The sequence below is a fragment of the Streptomyces candidus genome, from assembly GCF_014207445.1.
In the GTDB taxonomy this organism is placed as follows: domain Bacteria; phylum Actinomycetota; class Actinomycetes; order Streptomycetales; family Streptomycetaceae; genus Streptomyces; species Streptomyces candidus.
On record NZ_JACHEM010000003.1, the window covers coordinates 29939 to 48755 of the forward strand.

Below are 18817 nucleotides of genomic sequence, written 5' to 3' on the forward strand. Positions count from 1 at the left end.
GACCGAACCCCCGTAAACGTGGCCGAAGCGGGCTCAGTTGTAGTCAAGTCGTTGACTACGGCACCGGCGCCCGCCCGACTGCTCGTTGGCCGTGGTGCCTGCCGACTACTTGTTCGCCGTGGCGATCGACGCCACGACCTCCTTCGCCGCCTTCTGCGCGCCCTTCATCAGCTCCGCCGAGGCCGGCACCTTCGCGCCCGAGTACCCCGCGCCGTTGTAGTCCAGCGTGACGACGACGTTGGCCGTACGGGTCACCACGACGGCGTGTTCGAAGTCCGTGCCGCCCTCCCTGGCCCCGTACGACACGGTCGACGCCTGATCGCCGATGCCGCTGACCGCGTTGGACCGGATGTCCTTCGCGCCTTCCTTGCCCTGGAACTTGTTGACGTTCTTCCCCACCTGCTCCTCGGCGCGCTTCTCGCCGGTGCCGAGAGCCGGGTTCGACTCGAAGCGGTGCATCGAGAACGTCAGGTAGTGGTACTGCGAACCCTGCTGGCCCTTGTCGTCGAGACCCTTCCAGGAACAGCCGCGCCGCTTCTCCGGGTCCGACGAGGCGTCCGGCTCGCCCGCAGCCTTCTCGGCCTTCGGCACGAGCTCCTCGATCGTCTTCTTGGCCAGCGCCTTGCACGCGTCCGGGAGCTTCGCGAACTTCGCCGGGGGCACGGTCGCGGGCGGCGCCGAAGGCGTCTGCTTCGCGGTGTCGGCGCCCTGGTCCTTCTTCGTACCGCCGTCGGAACCGGAGGCGGAACCGGAACCGGAGTCCGACGAACAGCCGGCCACCGCGAACAGTGCCGGAACGGCTACCGCGCAGGTCAGAATGCGGGCGATACGGGGGGCTTTACGGTGCATGGTTCCTGTGGTTCCTTCACTCATCGTCTGCGATACGGGCTCGCTGTCGTGTCACTCGCTGCCGGAGAACTGCTCGGCGAGTTTACGGGCCAGCGTCTGGACCCGGTCCTGGAGCGTTCTGCTGTCCGGGACCTGACCGCCGCCGCCCGGCTGCTCGCCGTACTCGATGCTCACGACCACGTTCGACGTGCGGAAGACGACCGACACCGTGCGGTCCTGCGCGGGCGACGACCCGGCCTTCTTCAGCTCGTCGTTCAGGAACGCCGCGTCCCCGAGACCGCCGAGGGTACGGGGTTGCAGCTCGGAGAGGTCGGGGTCGGCGGGAGGCGTCGCCGTAGTGGAAGGGGAATCGGAGGCACCGGCCGAGGTGGGCGGGGCGGCCGGCGTGCCGGAGGGGGACCCGGTCTGTCCGGCGTGCCGACCGGGCTGTCCGGACGTTTCCGGCGGACCCGTCGGTGACCCCGACGACGTCACCGGATCCGGCGGAACCGGCAGGTCGGCCGCGTCCAGCAGCTTCGCGTACACCGCCTGCGCCCGGTCGTCGTCGCTCACCGCGTCGTCGTAGGAGACGACACGGTCGAAAGCCACGGACAGCTGATGGGTGGCCTCCGGGGACTCCGCCTTCCAGCGGCAGCCGACCCGCCGGTCCGTGTCGAACGTCACCGCCGGCTCACCCGCGAACAGCTTCCGCTGCTGGTCCTCCGGCAGCACGGCGCCCCCCGGCAGCATCGTCTGCAGCAGCGAGCGCTCCACGATCCGGCAGGGCTCGGGGAGCGTGCGGTACTTGCCGGGCTGGGCGGCCGGTACGGCGGACCCGCCGGACTTGGCGTCGGAGGCGCCGTCGTCGCCCGGCCCCCCGCCGGAACACCCGGCGGCACCCACGGCGAGGGCGGCGATCAGTACGAGGCCAGGTACGCGCCCCTTGACGTACGCGGACGACATTCGCGGCACGTTCCCAGGCCTCCTTCGGAGGAAAAGTAGTTGCCGCCCGGAGGAGGCCGATGACCACAATGTGTATCGCACACGCCGGTGTGGATGCCGGTCCGTTGTCCTTTCCGCGGCCATTTCCCACACTTTTTGCGTTCCGCGAACTTTGTCTGCATCTCGGGGGATTCGACGTCTCGGGGGAATCGAGGGGAAATGTCGTACACAGAGGTACCGGGTGCGAAGGTGCCGATCCGCATGTGGGCCGACCCGGGGTCGGTGGAGGACGGTGCGATGCAGCAGCTCCGCAACGTCGCCACCCTGCCATGGATCAAGGGCCTGGCCGTCATGCCGGATGTCCACTACGGCAAGGGCGCCACCGTCGGCTCGGTCATCGCCATGCAGGGAGCGGTCTGTCCGGCGGCGGTCGGCGTCGACATCGGCTGCGGGATGTCCGCCGTCAAGACCTCCCTCACCGCCAACGACCTCCCCGGTGACCTCTCCCGCCTCCGCTCGAAGATCGAACAGGCGATCCCGGTGGGACGCGGCATGCACGACGGCCCGGTGGACCCGAGCCGCCTGCACGGCTTCGCGACGGCCGGGTGGGAGGACTTCTGGGGGCGGTTCGAGGGGGTGGCGGAGGCGGTCAAGTTCCGAAGGGGCCGGGCCGGTAAGCAGATGGGCACCCTTGGCGCGGGAAATCACTTTTGGGAACTTTGCCTTGATTCAGACAATTCTGTCTGGATCATGCTGCACTCCGGTTCGCGGAACATCGGCAAGGAGCTCGCCGACCACCACATCGGGGTGGCGCAGAACCTCCCGCACAACAAGAACCTGGTCGAGCGGGACCTGGCGGTCTTCATCGCGGACACCCCTCAAATGGCCGCGTACCGCAACGACCTCTTCTGGGCCCAGGAATACGCGAAGTACAACCGCGCGATCATGATGAGGCTCTCGCAGGATGTCGTCCGACGCGAGTTCCAGAAGGCCAGGGTCACCTTCGGTGAAGTCATCAGTTGTCACCACAACTACTTGAGCGAGGAACGCTATGACGGAGTGGACCTGCTGGTGACACGAAAGGGCGCGATCCGGGCCGGCTCCGGCGAGTACGGAATCATCCCCGGCTCGATGGGCGCCGGCTCGTACATCGTGAAGGGGCTCGGCAACGAGGCGTCCTTCAACTCGGCGTCGCACGGCGCGGGCCGTCGGATGAGCCGCAGCGCGGCGAAGCGCCGGTTCTCGACACGGGACCTGGAGGAGCAGACGCGCGGCGTCGAGTGCCGCAAGGACTCCGGCGTCGTCGACGAGATCCCGGCCGCGTACAAGCCGATCGAGCAGGTCATCGACCAGCAGCGGGACCTGGTGGAGGTCGTCGCGAAGCTGAAGCAGGTCATCTGCGTCAAGGGCTGAGCGCAAGCCCGGCGGACGAGGCGGACGGGCCCGGACAGCGTGCCGGGGGCCCGTCCGTTTCGCCGTGCCCGCGTAGTGTGTCCGGGTCCCCGACACCGTGCCGACACCGTTTCTTCGTCCCGTACCGCCATACCCGTGGAGCCCCGACCATGCCCGAGATGAACTCCCACCTGCGCTCCGACTGCGGGAACTGCTTCGGGCTGTGCTGTGTGGCGTTGACGTTGACGAAGTCGTCGGACTTCGCCATCGACAAGCCGATCGGGAAACCGTGCCCCCACCTCGCCGAGGACTTCGGGTGCGGGATTCATTCGCGGCTGCGGGGCGAGGGGTTTCCCGGGTGCACCGTGTACGACTGCTTCGGGGCGGGGCAGAAGCTGTCGCAGGTGACGTTCGACGGGGTGAGCTGGCGTGCCGAGCCCGGGAGTTCGGAGCTGATGTTCGCTCTGCTGCCGGTGATGAAGCAGTTGCACGAGCTGCTCTGGTACGTGGAGGCGGGGCTCCGGGAGGACGCGGCCCGGGCCGTGCACGGGGAGCTGCGTGCGTTGCGGGACGAGACCGAGGAGCTGACCCGGGGGAGCGCCGAGGAACTGGTGGCGCTCGACGTGGAGGAGCACCGGCAGAAGGTGAACGGGGTGCTGGTGCGGGTGAGCGAACTGGTCAGGCGTGAGTGGGCTGCCGCCGTGCCGCCGAGGAAGAACGGGAAGAAGCGGAAGACCGACCTGCGGGGCGCGGACCTGATGGGCGCCCGGCGCAGTGGGGCCGACCTGCGCGGGGTGAACCTGCGGGGCGCGTACGTGATCGCCGCCGATCTGAGCGGGGCGGACCTGCGGGGGGCCGATGTGATCGGGGCGGATTTCCGCGACGCGGATGTGCGGGGGGCGGATCTGAGTGCGGCGCTGTTCCTGACGCAGACGCAGGTGAACGCGGCTCGGGGGGACGGGGGGACGCGGATTCCGGTGCGGGTGGAGAGGCCGGGGCACTGGGGGTAGGGCCGGGGTCTGGGGCGTGCGTCGGGGGCGGGGTCGGCTGGGTTTGCGGCGGTGTGGGGTGGGCGTTCGTCGGGAGGCGGGGCGTAGGGGCGAGTGGGCACCGTCCGGTGAGGGCCGCCCCTTGCCCGCCCGTTCCGCCCCCGGGGCGGCTTCGCCGCCCAAGGGAGCTACCGGGGAGGTGAGGGGCCGCGCCGCCCAAGGAGGCGGGCGCAGGGCGGGCCCGCCACCCAAGGGGGCTGACGTCAGGGCCGGCGGTGGATTTTGGTGTTGGAGGCTTGGGCGCGGGGGCGGACCACCAGGAGGTCGATGTTGACGTGGCTGGGACGGGTGACCGCCCACGTGATCGTTTCGGCGACGTCGGAGGCCGTCAGGGGGGCGTCCACGCCCGCGTAGACCTTGGCTGCCTTTTCCGCGTCGCCGTCGAAGCGGGTCAGGGCGAACTCCTCCGTCTTGACCATGCCGGGGGCGATCTCGATGACGCGAACCGGGGTGCCGACGATCTCCAGGCGGAGGGTTTCGGCGAGGACGTGGGAGCCGTGCTTGGCGGCCACGTAGCCGCCGCCGCCCTCGTACGTGCCGTGGCCCGCCGTGGAGGAGACGACGACGATCGTGCCGTCCCCGGAGGCGGTGAGGGCGGGAAGCAGGGCCTGGGTGAGGTTGAGGGTGCCGAGGACGTTCGTCTCGTACATCTGGCGCCAGTCGGCGGGGTCCGCCGTGGCGACCGGGTCGGCGCCGAGCGCGCCGCCCGCGTTGTTGACGAGTACCGCGACGGAGCGGAACGCGGTCGCGAACTCGTCGACGGCTGCCCGGTCGGTGACGTCCAGGGCGTACGGCATGGCCTGGTGCCCGGCGGCCGTGATCTCCTCGGCGAGCGCCTCGATGCGGTCCTTGCGGCGGGCGGTGAGAACGACGCGGTAGCCGGAGGCGGCGAGCTGCCGGGCCGTGGCCGCGCCGATTCCGCTGCTCGCTCCGGTGACGACGGCGATGGGGGCGCTGGGCATGCGGCTGCTCCTCGTGCGTAAGGGTTCGCGTCAGCTACGAGGATAGGCGGGGCGGGGTCAGCGGCCTCTCGGGGCGTACATGATCAGGGCCATGCCGAGCAGGCAGACCAGCGCGCCCGCGATGTCCCACCGGTCCGGGCGGTAGCCGTCGGCGACCATTCCCCAGGCGATCGAGCCGGCGACGAAGACGCCGCCGTACGCGGCGAGGATGCGGCCGAAGTCGCCGTCCGGCTGGAGGGTGGCGACGAAGCCGTAGAGGCCGAGGGCGAGGACGCCCGCACCGATCCAGATCCAGCCCTTGTGTTCCCTGACGCCCTGCCAGACGAGCCAGGCGCCACCGATCTCGAAGAGCGCGGCGAGGAGGAAAAGAGCTGCTGAGCGGGGTACGGACATGCGCATAAGGGTGGCATGTGCGCGCACCCACGAGCGGTACGAGAGGAAACGGGTAGGCCGGTGACCATGACATCTCTGTTGCGCAAGGGGCTGTTGGTGCTGGTCGCAGTGCTGCTCTGTCCGGCGGGGGCCGCGTTCGCGGACGACGGTGAGGCCGATCTCGGGCACCACGGGTACGTCGTGTACGAGGGCGGCCGGCTGACCATGCAGTTGCGGTCCTGGAACCACGGACCCGACAGCCTGGCCTCGGGCGCGGTGCGGGTGTCGTTCTCCGCGCCGGTCGAAGGACGCTTGCCGCGGGGCTGCGAGCGCTCCGGGCCCGCCGCGGTGGTCTGCGAGACCGGCGAGTTGCGCGCCGGGGCGGCGGGCGGCCGGGTCCTGGACTTCGGCCTGCGGGTGAAGGGCGCGCCCGCGGAGGTCGTGGTGGAGGTGCGTACGGTACGGACCGGCCCCGCCGAACCCGGCACGCGGGTGCGGGACGCGAACCCCGGCAACGACCGCCAGCGGGTGCTGGCGCCCGCCACGGGTGACGTCTACTACTTCTGAGGCCGGTTCCGCTTCCCGGTACGGGTTCGCCTGCGGGGGGCGTCCGCTGCCCAGGCCGCGTATCCGTCCGGCCGTACCAGCAGCGAGGACTCGCGGGCCCAGTGCGCCCGTACGGTGTGCGGCGGTACGTCGGCGGGGAGCGGCCCGTCGGCCGCCGCGACCAGGACGTACTCGCCCCTGCGCAGCAGCTCGTACAGCCGGCCCTCGGCAAGGGCCAGGTCGGGGACGCGGCGGCCGACCAGCGGGTGGGCGCCGCGCGGCCTGCCGTACGAGATGCCGATGCCGGAGATCATGCCCATCGCCCGTGAGGTGACGGGACGCAGGGTGTTGAAGAGGCGGGTGGCGACGGTGCGGCCCGCGCGCTGGAGCGGGGTGTGGGCCATGGCGACGCGGATCAGGGCGCCGCTGGAGCGCAGGACCATCGTGCCGACCGGGTGGCGTTCGTCGTGGTACGTGTCGAGGAGGGTGTCCTCGGCACGTCCGCGCAGGACGGCGGCGAGCTTCCAGGAGAGGTTGGCGGCGTCCTGAAGGCCGGTGTTCATGCCCTGGCCGCCGGCCGGGGAGTGGACATGGGCGGCGTCGCCCGCGAGGAAGACACGGCCGGCGCGGTAGGAGGGGACCTGGCGTTCGTCGCTGTGGAAGCGGGAGAGGAACCGGGGGTCGTGCATGCCGAAGTCGTCGCCGAGGGCGGTACGGGCGATGCGGCGGACCTCGTCCAGGTCGAGCGGGTCGGACTCGGGGACCTCGTGGGTGCGGTCCCAGCCCATCACCCGGTGGTAGCCGTCGCCGAACGGGACCATGAACGTGAAGGCGTCGCCCCGGCCGCCGATGGTGAGGACGGTGTCGGGTTCGTCCGCGAGGCGTACGTCGGCCAGGACGATCGACTTGATGACGGATTCGCCGGGGAACGGCAGCCCGAGCGCCTCGCGGACGGTGCTGCGGACGCCGTCCGCGCCCACCAGGTAGGTGGCGTCCAGTTCCGTCAACTCGCCATCCGGGCTGCGGAGTTGCGCGGAGACGGCCGTGGTGTGCGGGGTGAGGGAGACGAGTTCGGTGCCGTAGCGGAAGTCGACCCCGGCGGCGCGGGCGCGGCGCTCCAGGAGCTGCTCGATCTCGTACTGGGGGGTGATGAGGACGAGGGGGAAGCGGGAGCGGAGGCGGGTGAGGTCGAGGGAGAGGTTGCCGAACATGTTGAGCCGGGTGAGGGGGCGGCCGGTCTTGAGGAGTTCGTCGGCGAGGTTGCGGGCGTCGAGCACTTCGAGGGTGCGGGCGTGCACGGCGAAGGCGCGGGTGAGGTTGGCGGCGGTGTGCGGGCGGCGCTCCACGAGGGTGACGTCCAGGCCGGCGGCGGCGAGGTCGCCGGCGAGGAGGAGGCCGGTGGGGCCGGCGCCGACGACGAGAACGTCGGGGTGCGGGGGCGGGGTGGTGTGGTTGGGGGTCGGCATGGGCGGACACTCCCCGGGTGTGGGGGGTTGTACACGTGGGGGAGGGCGGGGGTTGGTGCGTGTACGGGGGGTGTGGGCGGGGGTATGCAGGGGTGCGCGTACGGGGGTGGTGGGGCGTGAGGTGGGGGGCGCGGGGTGAGGGGTGCACCGTCCGGTGGGGGCCGCCCCCTTGCCCGCCCGTTCCGCCCCCGGGGGGCGGCCCCGCCGCCCAAGGGGGCTGCGGGAGGTTGGGGGCGCCGGCCAAGGGGGCTGCGGGAGGTTGGGGGCGCCGGCCAAGGGGGCTGCGGGAGGTTGGGGGCGCCGGCCAAGGGGGTTATGGGGGTGGGGGGAATTCGGTGAGGGTGGTTTGTACGAGGGCGGCGAGACGGGCGTGGTGGGCGCCGCGCCAGTACGGGCGTTCGCAGGCGGTGCACTGGGCGAAGACGTCGTAGGTGCGTTCCGTGCCGCCCTGGAGGAGGCCGGCGACGAAGTCCTTGGTGGCGGGCTCCAGGTCGCCGTTGCAGGCGGTGCACCGGGTCCAGGGGGAGAGGGCCGGGGCGAAGCGGCCGAGGACGTCGCGGAGTTGCTCGTCGGGCTGGTCGCTGTAGACGTACGCGCCCGCCCACAGTTCGCGCCGTCGCAGCAGCCCCCGGTCCCGGGAGAGCAGGACCCGGCGGTCGCGGGCGGAGTACGTGGCGAGGGCGGGGTCGCCGACGTCCTCGCTGAAGTACGCCGTGTCCACGCCGAGCAGTCGCAGACGGCGGGCGAGCGTCCCCAGGTGCACGTCGAGCAGGAAGCGCAGCGGCGCGCCCGGGACGGACTGCGGGCGTGCCACCGCCCGTACCTCCACCCGTTCCCCGGCGGCCGGTACGTGTGCGACGGACACCGTGCGCCCGTCCACGTACAGGTCGCCGGCCTCGGTGAGCGGCACGCCGAGGGACTCCACGACGTGGCCCAGCGTGGACGCCCCGTCGGTGACGACATCGGTGCGGCCCGCCCGGCGGCCGGGGGCGAGGAAGAGGTGCAGCTCGGGCGCGAAACTGATCTGGATCTGCGGTCCGTTCACGCCGTCAGGATGCCACCGGGGCGCCCGCCCGGCATCGGGGTTTCGGAACTGCTGTTCTACGCTGCCGCGATGAAGACCATCGATCTCGCACCCGGCGACCCGCGCCTCCTGTCCGACCTGCTGCCCGTCCTCCTCGAACTGCGGCCCCACCTGACCCCGGAGACCTTCACCGAGGTGTACGAGGAGGGTCACCCGGTCGGGCTCCGGTTCTCCGCGGCCTACGACGACGAGGGCGTGTGCGTGGGGGCGGCGGGCTGGCGGGTCGTCGTCAACACCAGCACGCTGCGGATGCTGTTCGTCGACGACCTGGTGACCGCCGGGCACGCCCGTTCGACCGGGGTGGGCGCGCACCTGCTCGGCTACCTCCAGGACCGGGGGCGGGAGGCGGGCGCCCACAAGCTGGTGCTGGACTCGGGGACCCAGCGCACCCGGGCGCACCAGTTCTATCTGCGGGAGCGGATGGAAATCGCCGCCTTCCACTTCCAGAAGGACCTCTAGATTCCGGAAGGTCCGCGGGGGGTTCCCGAGGGTCCGCGGGGTGTTCCCGAGGGTCCGCGGGGTGTTCCACCCGTGCGGTGGCGTGATCCGGGGCACGAACGGGAACCCGTCCTGCGTACGACGCTCATGATCGTGACGAGAGGAAGAGCCCCATGCCCATCGCCAAGTACGACCTGGTCGCGCTCGACTGCCCCGACCCGGCGACGCTCTCCGCGTTCTACGCGGACATTCTCGGCGGCGAGGTGGAGCGGAGCGACGACGACTGGTGGGTGCTGAGCGCCCCCGGCGGGCACCGCATCGCGTTCCAGCGGGTCGCCGGCCACCGTCCGCCGGAGTGGCCGAACGCCGGGCACAATTCCCAGCAGCTGCACCTGGACTTCGACGTGCCCGACCTGGACAAGGCGGAGGAGCAGGTGCTGGCGCTCGGGGCGAAGGTGCTCGACGCCGACGACCGGCAGCGCAGCTTCCGGGTGTACGCGGACCCGGCGGGTCACCCGTTCTGTCTGTGCAGGGAGTGAGGTCCGTCCGGCGTTCGCGCCGGGTGCGGGGGCGGCCCGTGTTTGGCCGGATCCGGTCGGTCCGGTCGGCTACGCGGCTTTGACCAGGGCCGCCCGTACCGCCTCCGCCCACTCCACCAGCAGCTCCTGGTACCGCGCCTCGTCGGCCGACGACAGCGCCCCGTCCGTGCACGACCAGAGCGCGCGGATCTCGGCGTTGACGACGGCGGCGGGGCGGGCGGAACCGGGGGAGGCGGGAGTAGGAGAGGTGAAGGACATGCGGACAACCCTAGGGGTCGGCACTGACAATCGGCATTGCGCGCACCTGAGATTGTCCTGAAAACCGCGGCCGAGGGACCCCGTCCCCGGGGTGCGGAGAGTGAGGGGGCGGGGAAGCGGCGGGCCTTCGCAGGCCGTGCGCACGGCGGCGGCGGGGAGTTGTCGGCTGTCGGTCTCAGGGCCACACCAGGCAGTACGCCTGGTGGCCCGCCTCGTGCAGCCGGTGGCTGAAGTCCTGCCACTCGTGCAGGAGTTGGTAGACGTTGAACGCGTCGCTCGGGCCGCCCCGGTCGGGGACCGTCGACCAGATGAACGCCGCCGCCCCGACCGATTCCTCGCCGATGCCGCGCAGCGGGTCGACGACCGTCATGGGGAGCTTCACCACGGCGTAGTCGGGGTGCAGGACGACCAGTTCCAGTGGCGGGACCTTGTGCAGGGGTATCCCCTGGATGCCGGTGAGGACCATCGCGGCCATCGTCTCCGGCTTGATCTTCGTGAACATGCCGCCCATGCCCAGTTCGTCGCCGCCCAGTTCCTCCGGGCGCATCGAAATGGGGACGCGGGCGGCCGTCGCGCCGTTCGGGGCGCCGAAGTACTTGTAGGTCACCCCCACGCGGCCAGCCCTGCTTCCCGTACCCGCCGTACCCGTACCCGATCCCAAGTGCACGCCCGGAGCCGCGGCGGCCGCCGCTTCCCCGGGGTCGGCAGCGGCTTCCGTGCGTGCCGCCCGTTCCCGCCTGCGGTGCCGCCCGCGTCGAGCCCGCTCGGGACCCAGGTCGTCGGTCCCCTCGCCCAGTCCGCCACCGCGATGCATATCTCCACCCGACCACTCGCGACCTGGGCCGCGCAACCCGATCATCGTCCCAGTGACCTCCCCCGCCCCCGGGCGGTGAAACACCTGTCCGCGAGACCGGGCGGGCCTCTGACACCATTGCTGTGTGAGCCTCCCCTATGACGCCCCAGTTTCGCAGACGCTTTTCGACCGCGCGTCCCTCGTGACGCCCGGCGGCGTGAACTCCCCGGTACGGGCCTTCAAGGCCGTGGGCGGTACGCCCCGGTTCATGGTGTCCGGTACCGGTCCGTACCTCACCGACGCCGACGGACGCGAGTACGTCGACCTCGTGTGTTCGTGGGGGCCGATGATCCTCGGCCACGCGCACCCGGAAGTCGTCGCCGCCGTGCAGGAAGCCGTGGCACGCGGTACGTCCTTCGGTACGCCCGGTGAGGGCGAGGTCGCGCTCGCCGAGGAGATCGTCGCCCGTATCGAGCCCGTCGAGCAGGTACGACTGGTCTCCAGCGGTACGGAAGCGACCATGTCGGCCATCCGGCTCGCCCGCGGTTTCACCGGGCGCGCGAAGGTCGTCAAGTTCGCCGGCTGCTACCACGGGCACGTGGACGCGCTGCTCGCCGCCGCCGGTTCGGGCCTGGCGACCTTCGCACTTCCGGACACTCCGGGCGTCACCGGCGCCCAGGCGGGCGACACGATCGTCCTGCCGTACAACGATCTGGACGCGGTTCACGCGGCCTTCCGGGCGCACCCCGGCGAGATCGCCTGCGTGATCACCGAGGCGTCCCCCGGCAACATGGGCGTCGTCCCGCCGGGCGAGGGCTTCAACGCCGGTCTGAAGGCGGCCTGTGAGAACAACGGCGCCCTGTACATCTCCGACGAGGTGATGACCGGCTTCCGCACCAGCAAGGCCGGTTGGTACGGCGTCGACGGGGTGAAGCCGGACCTGATGACCTTCGGCAAGGTCATGGGCGGCGGCTTCCCGGCGGCGGCCTTCGGCGGCCGCAAGGACGTCATGGAACACCTCGCTCCGGTCGGTCCCGTCTACCAGGCGGGCACCCTCTCGGGGAACCCGGTCGCCACCGCCGCCGGTCTCGCGCAGCTGCGGCTGCTGGACGACGCGGCGTACGAGAAGGTGAACGCGGTCTCCGCCGAGATCCAGGCGCTGATCACCGGCGCGCTGACCAAGGAGGGCGTGGCGCACCGCCTCCAGACGGCCAGCAACATGTTCTCCGTCTTCTTCACGCCCGACGAGGTGCGTGACTACGACGACGCGCGGAAGCAGGAGTCCTTCCGCTTCACCGCGTTCTTCCACTCGATGCTGTCCCAGGGGGTCTACCTCCCGCCGTCCGCGTTCGAGTCGTACTTCGTCTCCACCGCCCACGACGCGCAGGCCGTCGAACGCATCGCCGCCGCCCTGCCCGCCGCCGCCCGCGCCGCAGCAGAGGCCACCGCATGAGCAGCAGCACCAGCAGCACGTCCAGAGGCGACATGACGGTCGTCCACCTGATGCGCCACGGCGAGGTGCACAACCCGGACGGTGTCCTCTACGGCCGCCGTGCCGGGTACCACCTCTCCGACCTCGGCCGGCAGATGGCCGACCGGGTCGCCGAGCACCTCCAGGGCCGGGACATCACGCACGTCGTGTCCTCCCCGCTGGAGCGCGCCCAGGAGACCGCCACGCCCCTCGCCAAGTCGCACGGCCTGGACATCGTGACGGACGCCAAGCTGATCGAGGCCGCCAACGTCTTCGAGGGCAAGACCTTCGGCGTCGGGGACGGCGCGCTGCGCAGGCCCGCCAACTGGAGGCACCTGACGAACCCGTTCCAGCCGTCCTGGGGCGAGCCGTACGTCGAGCAGGTCGTACGGATGATGGGCGCCCTGCACGCGGCCCGTGACGCCGCGCGCGGGCACGAGGCGGTGTGCGTCAGCCACCAGTTGCCGATCTGGACGGTACGGAGCTTCGTCGAGCGGCGTCGGCTGTGGCACGACCCGCGCAAGCGGCAGTGCACGCTGGCGTCCCTGACGACGTTCACCTTCCAGGGGGACAAGATCGTCTCCGTCGGCTACACCGAGCCCGCCCGGGACCTCGTACCGGCGCACCTGCTCGCCGGGGCGAAGCCGGTGAAGGGCAAGGACAAGGCCTTCGGCGCGTGAAGCAGCCCCGGTGAGCTGCGGGTGATCCCGCGAACACCCAGCGAATTATGTGTGGTTTGCCGGAACCCGCGTGTTCGTCGCGCCATCTAATGCTGTGTCCATCCGAGGCAGTGACGGGTTGATGGGCCGAAGGCGCGACGAAACGCGGGATGGGGAATCATGCGCAACATCAGTCGAAGGGGTCTGCTCGGAGCCGGTGCGGGAGTCGCCGCCGCGGTCGGTCTCGCCGCCTGCAAGGGTGGCGACGGCGCCGCGTCCGACGACAAGGGCCAGGGCGTGCAGCAGCCCGGCAAGGACGGCGCCACCCCGAAGCCGACCGCCGAGGCCAAGCTCATCGGCGACGGCTCGACCGCCGACACCGGCAAGCAGCCGAACCAGCCCGAGAAGCCGGTTCCGCTGGAGCCCGGTCAGGCCCCGCCACAGTTCGTGATCTTCTCCTGGGACGGCGCGGGCGAGGTCGGCAACGGCCTCTTCCCGCGCTTCCTGAAGCTCGCCCAGGAACACGACGCGGCGATGACGTTCTTCCTCTCCGGGCTCTACCTCCTGCCGGAGTCCAAGCAGAAGCTGTACAAGCCGCCGAACAACCGCGTCGGCGCCTCCGACATCGGCTACCTCACCGACGAGCACATCAAGGACACCCTGAAGTACGTGCGTCAGGCGTGGCTCGAAGGGCACGAGATAGGCACCCACTTCAACGGTCACTTCTGCGCGGGCTCCGGCTCGGTCGCCAAGTGGACGCCCGCCCAGTGGGAGAGCGAGATCGACCAGGCCGTGAAGTTCGTCACCGAGTGGAAGACGAACACCGGCTGGACCGACCTCGACCCGCTGCCCTTCGACTACTCGAAGGAACTCGTCGGCTCCCGCACGCCCTGCCTCCTCGGCCAGGACAACCTGCTGCCCGTCGCGAAGAAGCTGGGCTGGCGGTACGACGCGAGCTCGCCCGGCGGCCACCAGATGTGGCCCGTCAAGCGCAAGGGGATCTGGGACCTGCCGCTGCAGCAGGTGCCGTTCCCGGGGCACTCCTTCGAGGTCCTGTCGATGGACTACAACATGCTCGCCAACCAGTCGAAGAACTCCACCAAGGGCCCGCCCGCGCGCTACCCGGGCTGGAAGAAGGAGGCGGCGGGCGCGTACATCAACGGCTTCAAGCGCGCCCACACCACCAACCGCGCCCCCCTCTACATAGGCAACCACTTCGAGCAGTGGAACGGCGGCATCTACATGGACGCCGTCGAGGAAGCCATCAAGCACATCGCCGGTACGAAGGACACCCGCCTCGTCTCCTTCCGGCAGTACGTCGACTGGCTCGACGTACAGGACCCGAAGGTCCTCGCGAAGCTGCGCACCCTTCAGGTCGGGCAGAAGCCGGCCGGCGGCTGGAAAACCTTCCTGAAGTCCACCGCATAGCCCCTTATGTGCCCTTGACAAGGGGCTTTGCGGGCACGTAGGGGGGTGCGGAAGATCGATGGAACTGCCATGCGAAACTTTTCACATGAGCCCTGCCCGCGCCCCCCGCAGCCGCCGGACCCGCCCCTCCCGTACCGCACTCGTGGTCACCGGTGCGCTCGTCGGCGCTCTCGCGCTGTCGGCGTGCAGTGGCGAGGGGGACAAGTCGTCGGGCGGGGGAAGCAACTTCGTCGCGGGCAAGGACAGCATCGACACCGTCCCCAGGGCGGACCGCAAGCCCGCCCCGAAGCTCGACGGCAAGACCCTCCAGGACGAGGACTTCGACTCCAGCACCCTCAAGGGCAAGGTCGTCGTCGTGAACGTCTGGGGTTCCTGGTGCCCGCCCTGCCGGGCGGAGGCGCCGACCTTCGCGAAGGTCTCCAAGGAGCTCAAGGACAAGGACGTGGAGTTCCTCGGCATCGACGCGCGCGACCCGCAGAAGGGTCAGGCCATCGAGTTCGAGAAGGACGCGGGCATCGAGTACCCCAGCCTGTACGACCCGGACGGCAAGCTGATGCTGCGCTTCCCCAAGGGCAGCCTCAACCCGCAGGCCATCCCGTCCACCATCGTCATCGACAAGGACGGGAAGATCGCGGCCCGCTCCCTGGCCGCCCTCAGCGAGAAGAAGCTCCGCAAGATGATCGACCCCCTGATGGCCGAGAAGTGACCGCGTGAACGCCGTCCTCCTCGCCGCCGACACCACCGAGACGGTGCAGTCCGGCGCGCTGCTGCTGGCCCTGCCGATCGCGCTGCTCGCGGGCCTCGTCTCGTTCTTCTCGCCGTGCGTGCTGCCGCTGGTCCCCGGCTACCTGTCGTACGTCACGGGCACCAGCGGCACCGATCTCGCCGACCAGCGCCGGGGCCGGATGGCAGCCGGGGCGGCGCTCTTCGTCCTGGGCTTCAGCGCGGTGTTCGTTTCGACGGGGGCGCTCTTCGGGTACATCGGCGGCACCCTGCAGAGTTACAAAGGCACCACGAACATCGTCCTCGGCGTCCTGATGGTGCTGATGGGCCTGTTCTTCATGGGGGCCTTCCCCTTCCTGACCCAGCGTGAGTTCCGCTTTCACCGGAAGCCGGTCGCCGGCCTGGCCGGGGCCCCCGTCCTCGGCCTGCTCTTCGGCATCGGCTGGACGCCCTGCATGGGCCCGACGCTCGGCGTCATCGGGTCGCTGTCGTTCAACCAGGCCGCCCCGATGCGCGGCACGATCCTGATGGTCGTCTTCTGTCTGGGCCTGGGAATCCCGTTCATCGTCGCCGCAGTCGCCTTCCGCAAGGCGCTCGGCGCCTTCGGCTGGGTCAAGAAGCACTACGTCTGGGTCATGCGCGTCGGCGGGATCATGATGATCGCGACCGGTCTCCTGCTCCTCACGGGCCTCTGGGACACCGCGCTGGCAAGCATGCAAGGCTGGACCGACAGCTTCCAGGTGGGGATCTAAGTTCCATGAGCAAGACCGAAGAACCGGCCACGACGACGGACGAGCAGGCCGCCGGAGATCATCTCTCCACCGCCCCCAAGGACGACCGCGAGGACACGGCTCCCGCCCCCGCGGCCTTCGGGATCATCGGCTGGACCCGCTGGTTCTGGCGGCAGCTGACCTCGATGCGGGTCGCGCTGATCCTGCTCTTCATGCTGTCGCTCGCCGCGATCCCCGGGTCCTTGATCCCGCAGCGCAGCGTCGACGAAACGAAGGTCGCCGACTTCTTCGAGGCGCACGAGACGCTCGCACCGCTCTACGACAAGGTGCAGCTGTTCGACGTCTACAGCTCGGTGTGGTTCTCCGCGATCTACATCCTGCTGTTCATCTCGCTCATCGGCTGCATCGTGCCCCGCACCTGGCAGTTCGTCGGCCAGCTCCGCAGCCGCCCGCCGGGCGCGCCCGGCCGGCTGACCCGGATGCCCGCGTACACGTCCTGGCGCACGGACACCTCCCCGGAGGAGGTCCGTACCCTCGCCCTGTCCCTGATGAAGAAGCGCCGCTTCCGCGCGGACATGGCCGGGGACGCGGTCACCGCCGAGAAGGGGTACCTCCGCGAGGCCGGGAACCTGATCTTCCACATCGCGCTGATCGTTCTCCTGCTCGCCTTCGCGACCGGCCAGCTCTTCAAGTCCGAGGGCGGCAAGCTGATCACCGAGGGCGGCGGCTTCTCCAACACCCTCACCCAGTACGACGACTTCAAGTCCGGTTCGCTCTTCGACCGCGACCACGACCTGGAGCCGTTCAGCTTCCACCTCGACGACTTCGTCGGCACGTACGAGCGCAGCGGCCCCCAGCGCGGCACCCCCCGCGTGTACGAGGCCCACATCACGTACTCCGAGGGCGCGGACGGCATCCCGAAGAAGAGCGTCATCGAGGTCAATACGCCGCTGACCGTCGGCGGTTCCAAGGTCCACCTCATCGGCCACGGCTACGCCCCCGTCGTCACCGTCCGCGACCCCCGGGGCAAGGTCGTCTTCCAGGGCCCGGCCCCCCTGCTGCCCACCGACGCGAACGTCACCTCCACCGGTGCGATCAAGGTGATGGACGGCTACCGCGACAAGGCGGGCAAGAGGACCCAGCTCGGCTTCACCGCCGTGTTCGTGCCGACCTTCGGCGGCGCGGGCAAGGGCAGCATGTTCTCCAAGTACCCCGGCCTGGACTTCCCCGCGCTCGCCCTGACCGCCTTCCACGGCAGCCTCGGCGTCGACGCGGGCCTGCCGCAGAACGTGTACCAGCTCGACACCCGCAAGATGAAGCAGTTCAAGAACCCCGACGGCAGCCCGTACGCCAAGATGCTGCTGCCCGGCGAGAAGATGGACCTGCCCGGCGGCCAGGGCTCGATCACCTTCGAGAAGGACATCAAGGAGTGGGCGACCTTCCAGGTCTCCCAGCAGCCCGGCAACATGTGGGCCCTCGCCGGCGCCGTCGCCGCCATCGCCGGTCTCGCCGCGTCCCTGTTCATCCAGCGCCGTCGCGTCTGGATCCGTGCCGTACGCCAGGACGACGGCAGCACCCTCGTCGAGATGGCCGGCCTCGGCCGCAGCGAGTCCCACCGGCTCCCCGAGGAGCTCGGCTCCCTCGCCGCAACCCTCCACACCCAGGCGCCGACCTCCGCGACGCCGCCTCCAGCCGAACCCCCTGCCGAAGGAGCGCGCGCGTGATCCTCGCAGCCGCAACCAACCAGTCCCTGGCGGAGACCAGCAACGTGCTGATCTACTCCGCGATGGCCGTCTACACCCTGGCCTTCCTCGCGCACATCGCCGAGTGGACCTTCGGCAGCCGCAGCCGGGTGGGCCGCACCGCCGCCGCGCTGACCCGCCCGGCCGCACCCGCGGTCACGGTGCGCTCCCAGGGCTCCACCGCGGTCCTCGACAAGCCGCAGGTCGTCACCCGCTCCGCCGCCGGCACCCGCGACGCGGCGGACGGCGAGGGCGCGGCGGGCGGCACCGAGAAGGGCGACCTGTACGGCCGCATCGCCATCTCCCTCACCCTCCTCGGCTTCCTGATCGCGGCGGCCGGCGTCGCGACCCGCGCCCTGTCCGTGCAGCGTGCCCCCTGGGGCAACATGTACGAGTTCTCCATCACCTTCTCCACGGTGGCGGTCGGCGCGTACCTGGTGTTCCTCCTCACCCGGATGAACGTCCGCTGGATCGGGCTGCCTCTGGTCACCACCGTCCTCCTGGACCTGGGCGTCGCCACCAAGTGGCTCTACACCGACAGCGACCAGCTCGTCCCCGCGCTCGACTCGTACTGGCTGTGGATCCACGTCTCCACCGCCATCTTCTGCGGCGCGGTCTTCTACGTCGGCGGTGTGGGCACCCTCGGCTATCTGCTGCGCGACCGGTACGAGGTCCGCGCCGAACTCGGCGAGACCGCCGACGTCCTCAAGGCGCATCTCGCGTCGCTGCCGCCCGCCAACGCTTTCGTGACGGCCGTCCGCAGGGCGCGCGTCCCGTTCCGCCGGTTCATGGACAGCACGGTCTCCCGGCTGCCCTCCGCCGCGTCGCTGGACAAGTTCTCGTACCGCATCAACGCCGGTGTCTTCCCGCTGTGGACCTTCACGATCGTCGCGGGCGCCATCTGGGCGGGCGACGCGTGGGGCCGCTTCTGGGGCTGGGACCCCAAGGAGGTCTGGTCGTTCGTCACCTGGATCGTGTACGCGTGCTACCTGCACGCCCGCGCGACGGCCGGCTGGAAGGGCCGCAAGGCCGCCTACCTCGCCCTGTTCGCCTTCGCGACCTGGCTGTGGAACTACTACGGCGTGAACATCTTCATCACCGGCAAGCACTCGTACGCCGGCGTGTGAGCCCACGCGCGCGCCCCGACAGCCCGGCCCGGTAGCGTTCCGTACGCGACCGGGCCAGTCTGTTGGCCATGACGACGGCGATCCCCCCGCTCCCGTACGGCACGGCCGAACCCCGCGACGCCGGTCCGGTTCCACCTGGAGCCCGACGGGCCGTCAGCGACCGTCCTGTGCCTCACCAACGAGGTCCGGGACCTCGACGCGCCCGCGCGCGACGGCCGCCTCGCGAGCTGGCACCACCACCTCGAACACCTGGCCTCCGCCCTCACC

20 protein-coding genes are annotated in these 18817 nt (G+C 70.5%); 12 read left to right on the plus strand and 8 right to left on the minus strand.

Annotation, left to right across the window (positions count from 1 at the left end; all coding sequences use genetic code 11):
- Positions 1-105 precede the first annotated feature (105 nt).
- Both HNQ79_RS06035 and HNQ79_RS06040 read right to left on the minus strand, forming a co-directional pair.
- A complete protein-coding gene (locus HNQ79_RS06035) occupies positions 106-849 on the minus strand; it encodes a DUF3558 family protein (protein ID WP_185027784.1) in 744 nt (247 codons plus the stop codon).
- A 51-nt stretch (positions 850-900) separates the two neighbouring features.
- Complete coding sequence (locus tag HNQ79_RS06040; protein WP_185028692.1) at positions 901-1791, minus strand: DUF3558 domain-containing protein; 891 nt, start codon at positions 1789-1791, stop codon at positions 901-903.
- 198 nt (positions 1792-1989) lie between these two features.
- Between HNQ79_RS06040 and HNQ79_RS06045 the strand changes: the two genes are divergently transcribed.
- Both HNQ79_RS06045 and HNQ79_RS06050 read left to right on the plus strand, forming a co-directional pair.
- Positions 1990-3183 carry an RtcB family protein gene (locus HNQ79_RS06045; RefSeq protein WP_185027786.1) on the plus strand — a complete coding sequence of 398 codons (1194 nt, stop codon included), beginning with the start codon at positions 1990-1992 and terminating at the stop codon, positions 3181-3183.
- 149 nt (positions 3184-3332) lie between these two features.
- The gene (locus tag HNQ79_RS06050; RefSeq protein ID WP_185027788.1) at positions 3333-4172 is read left to right on the plus strand and encodes a pentapeptide repeat-containing protein; all 840 of its coding nucleotides are present in this window, start codon (positions 3333-3335) and stop codon (positions 4170-4172) included.
- 242 nt (positions 4173-4414) lie between these two features.
- Here HNQ79_RS06050 and HNQ79_RS06055 read toward each other — a convergent pair whose 3' ends face one another.
- Together HNQ79_RS06055 and HNQ79_RS06060 are read right to left on the minus strand one after the other, a co-directional pair.
- Positions 4415-5173, minus strand: coding sequence for an SDR family NAD(P)-dependent oxidoreductase (locus tag HNQ79_RS06055; RefSeq protein WP_185027790.1), 759 nt, complete (start codon positions 5171-5173; stop codon positions 4415-4417).
- A 57-nt stretch (positions 5174-5230) separates the two neighbouring features.
- Positions 5231-5566, minus strand: a complete 336-nt coding sequence (locus tag HNQ79_RS06060) for a YnfA family protein (protein WP_185027792.1) — start codon at positions 5564-5566, stop codon at positions 5231-5233.
- 60 nt (positions 5567-5626) lie between these two features.
- On the opposite strand from HNQ79_RS06060, the gene HNQ79_RS06065 reads away from it, so the two are divergent.
- Positions 5627-6112 (plus strand): hypothetical protein, encoded by a 486-nt coding sequence (locus HNQ79_RS06065; protein ID WP_373312516.1) that lies wholly within the window; start codon positions 5627-5629, stop codon positions 6110-6112.
- Here HNQ79_RS06065 and HNQ79_RS06070 read toward each other — a convergent pair.
- A complete protein-coding gene (locus HNQ79_RS06070) occupies positions 6103-7557 on the minus strand; it encodes an FAD-dependent oxidoreductase (RefSeq protein WP_185027794.1) in 1455 nt (484 codons plus the stop codon). The genes HNQ79_RS06065 and HNQ79_RS06070 overlap by 10 nt on opposite strands.
- 313 nt (positions 7558-7870) lie before the next feature.
- Positions 7871-8602, minus strand: a complete 732-nt coding sequence (locus HNQ79_RS06075) for a Mut7-C RNAse domain-containing protein (protein ID WP_185027796.1) — start codon at positions 8600-8602, stop codon at positions 7871-7873.
- 69 nt (positions 8603-8671) lie between these two features.
- On the opposite strand from HNQ79_RS06075, the gene HNQ79_RS06080 reads away from it, so the two are divergent.
- Together HNQ79_RS06080 and HNQ79_RS06085 are read left to right on the plus strand one after the other, a co-directional pair.
- Entirely contained in the window at positions 8672-9100 is a 429-nt protein-coding gene (locus HNQ79_RS06080) for a GNAT family N-acetyltransferase (protein WP_185027798.1), read from the plus strand.
- A gap of 152 nt (positions 9101-9252) precedes the next feature.
- Complete coding sequence (locus HNQ79_RS06085) at positions 9253-9618, plus strand: VOC family protein (protein WP_185027800.1); 366 nt, start codon at positions 9253-9255, stop codon at positions 9616-9618.
- A 69-nt stretch (positions 9619-9687) separates the two neighbouring features.
- Here the strand turns inward: HNQ79_RS06085 and HNQ79_RS06090 are convergent, their stop codons facing one another.
- A complete protein-coding gene (locus HNQ79_RS06090; protein ID WP_185027802.1) occupies positions 9688-9876 on the minus strand; it encodes a hypothetical protein in 189 nt (62 codons plus the stop codon).
- A gap of 175 nt (positions 9877-10051) precedes the next feature.
- On the minus strand, positions 10052-10690 hold the full coding sequence (locus HNQ79_RS06095; RefSeq protein ID WP_185027804.1) for a hypothetical protein: 639 nt from the start codon (positions 10688-10690) through the stop codon (positions 10052-10054).
- A 124-nt stretch (positions 10691-10814) separates the two neighbouring features.
- On the opposite strand from HNQ79_RS06095, the gene hemL reads away from it, so the two are divergent.
- The 7 genes from hemL (at position 10815) to ccsB (ending at position 18550) form a co-directional block, all read left to right on the plus strand.
- Positions 10815-12122 (plus strand): glutamate-1-semialdehyde 2,1-aminomutase, encoded by a 1308-nt coding sequence (hemL, locus tag HNQ79_RS06100; protein ID WP_185027806.1) that lies wholly within the window; start codon positions 10815-10817, stop codon positions 12120-12122.
- Positions 12119-12820 (plus strand): histidine phosphatase family protein, encoded by a 702-nt coding sequence (locus HNQ79_RS06105; protein ID WP_185027808.1) that lies wholly within the window; start codon positions 12119-12121, stop codon positions 12818-12820. The genes hemL and HNQ79_RS06105 overlap by 4 nt, the downstream gene beginning before the upstream one ends.
- Positions 12821-12979: 159 nt before the next feature.
- Positions 12980-14227, plus strand: coding sequence for a polysaccharide deacetylase family protein (locus HNQ79_RS06110; protein WP_185027810.1), 1248 nt, complete (start codon positions 12980-12982; stop codon positions 14225-14227).
- Positions 14228-14312: 85 nt separating this feature from the next.
- Positions 14313-14933, plus strand: coding sequence for a TlpA family protein disulfide reductase (locus HNQ79_RS06115; protein WP_185027812.1), 621 nt, complete (start codon positions 14313-14315; stop codon positions 14931-14933).
- Positions 14934-14937: 4 nt separating this feature from the next.
- Entirely contained in the window at positions 14938-15702 is a 765-nt protein-coding gene (locus HNQ79_RS06120) for a cytochrome c biogenesis CcdA family protein (RefSeq protein WP_185027814.1), read from the plus strand.
- A gap of 5 nt (positions 15703-15707) precedes the next feature.
- A complete protein-coding gene (gene resB, locus HNQ79_RS06125; protein ID WP_185027816.1) occupies positions 15708-17405 on the plus strand; it encodes a cytochrome c biogenesis protein ResB in 1698 nt (565 codons plus the stop codon).
- Positions 17402-18550, plus strand: a complete 1149-nt coding sequence (gene ccsB, locus HNQ79_RS06130; protein ID WP_185027818.1) for a c-type cytochrome biogenesis protein CcsB — start codon at positions 17402-17404, stop codon at positions 18548-18550. Before resB ends, ccsB begins: the two co-directional genes overlap by 4 nt.
- The last annotated feature ends 267 nt before the right edge of the window (positions 18551-18817 follow it).

What these genes read in the sequence shown, in the direction of transcription:
- HNQ79_RS06085 (WP_185027800.1), top strand. Translation starts at nt 9,253, where the DNA reads ATGCCCATCGCCAAGTACGACCTGGTCGCGCTCGACTGCCCCGACCCG.
- HNQ79_RS06050 (WP_185027788.1), top strand. Translation starts at nt 3,333, where the DNA reads ATGCCCGAGATGAACTCCCACCTGCGCTCCGACTGCGGGAACTGCTTC.
- HNQ79_RS06040 (WP_185028692.1), bottom strand. Translation starts at nt 1,791, where the DNA reads ATGTCGTCCGCGTACGTCAAGGGGCGCGTACCTGGCCTCGTACTGATC.
- HNQ79_RS06115 (WP_185027812.1), top strand. Translation starts at nt 14,313, where the DNA reads ATGAGCCCTGCCCGCGCCCCCCGCAGCCGCCGGACCCGCCCCTCCCGT.
- HNQ79_RS06105 (WP_185027808.1), top strand. Translation starts at nt 12,119, where the DNA reads ATGAGCAGCAGCACCAGCAGCACGTCCAGAGGCGACATGACGGTCGTC.
- HNQ79_RS06035 (WP_185027784.1), bottom strand. Translation starts at nt 849, where the DNA reads ATGCACCGTAAAGCCCCCCGTATCGCCCGCATTCTGACCTGCGCGGTA.
- HNQ79_RS06090 (WP_185027802.1), bottom strand. Translation starts at nt 9,876, where the DNA reads ATGTCCTTCACCTCTCCTACTCCCGCCTCCCCCGGTTCCGCCCGCCCC.
- HNQ79_RS06060 (WP_185027792.1), bottom strand. Translation starts at nt 5,566, where the DNA reads ATGTCCGTACCCCGCTCAGCAGCTCTTTTCCTCCTCGCCGCGCTCTTC.
- HNQ79_RS06080 (WP_185027798.1), top strand. Translation starts at nt 8,672, where the DNA reads ATGAAGACCATCGATCTCGCACCCGGCGACCCGCGCCTCCTGTCCGAC.
- HNQ79_RS06095 (WP_185027804.1), bottom strand. Translation starts at nt 10,690, where the DNA reads ATGCATCGCGGTGGCGGACTGGGCGAGGGGACCGACGACCTGGGTCCC.
- HNQ79_RS06070 (WP_185027794.1), bottom strand. Translation starts at nt 7,557, where the DNA reads ATGCCGACCCCCAACCACACCACCCCGCCCCCGCACCCCGACGTTCTC.
- resB (WP_185027816.1), top strand. Translation starts at nt 15,708, where the DNA reads ATGAGCAAGACCGAAGAACCGGCCACGACGACGGACGAGCAGGCCGCC.
- HNQ79_RS06110 (WP_185027810.1), top strand. Translation starts at nt 12,980, where the DNA reads ATGCGCAACATCAGTCGAAGGGGTCTGCTCGGAGCCGGTGCGGGAGTC.
- HNQ79_RS06055 (WP_185027790.1), bottom strand. Translation starts at nt 5,173, where the DNA reads ATGCCCAGCGCCCCCATCGCCGTCGTCACCGGAGCGAGCAGCGGAATC.
- HNQ79_RS06045 (WP_185027786.1), top strand. Translation starts at nt 1,990, where the DNA reads ATGTCGTACACAGAGGTACCGGGTGCGAAGGTGCCGATCCGCATGTGG.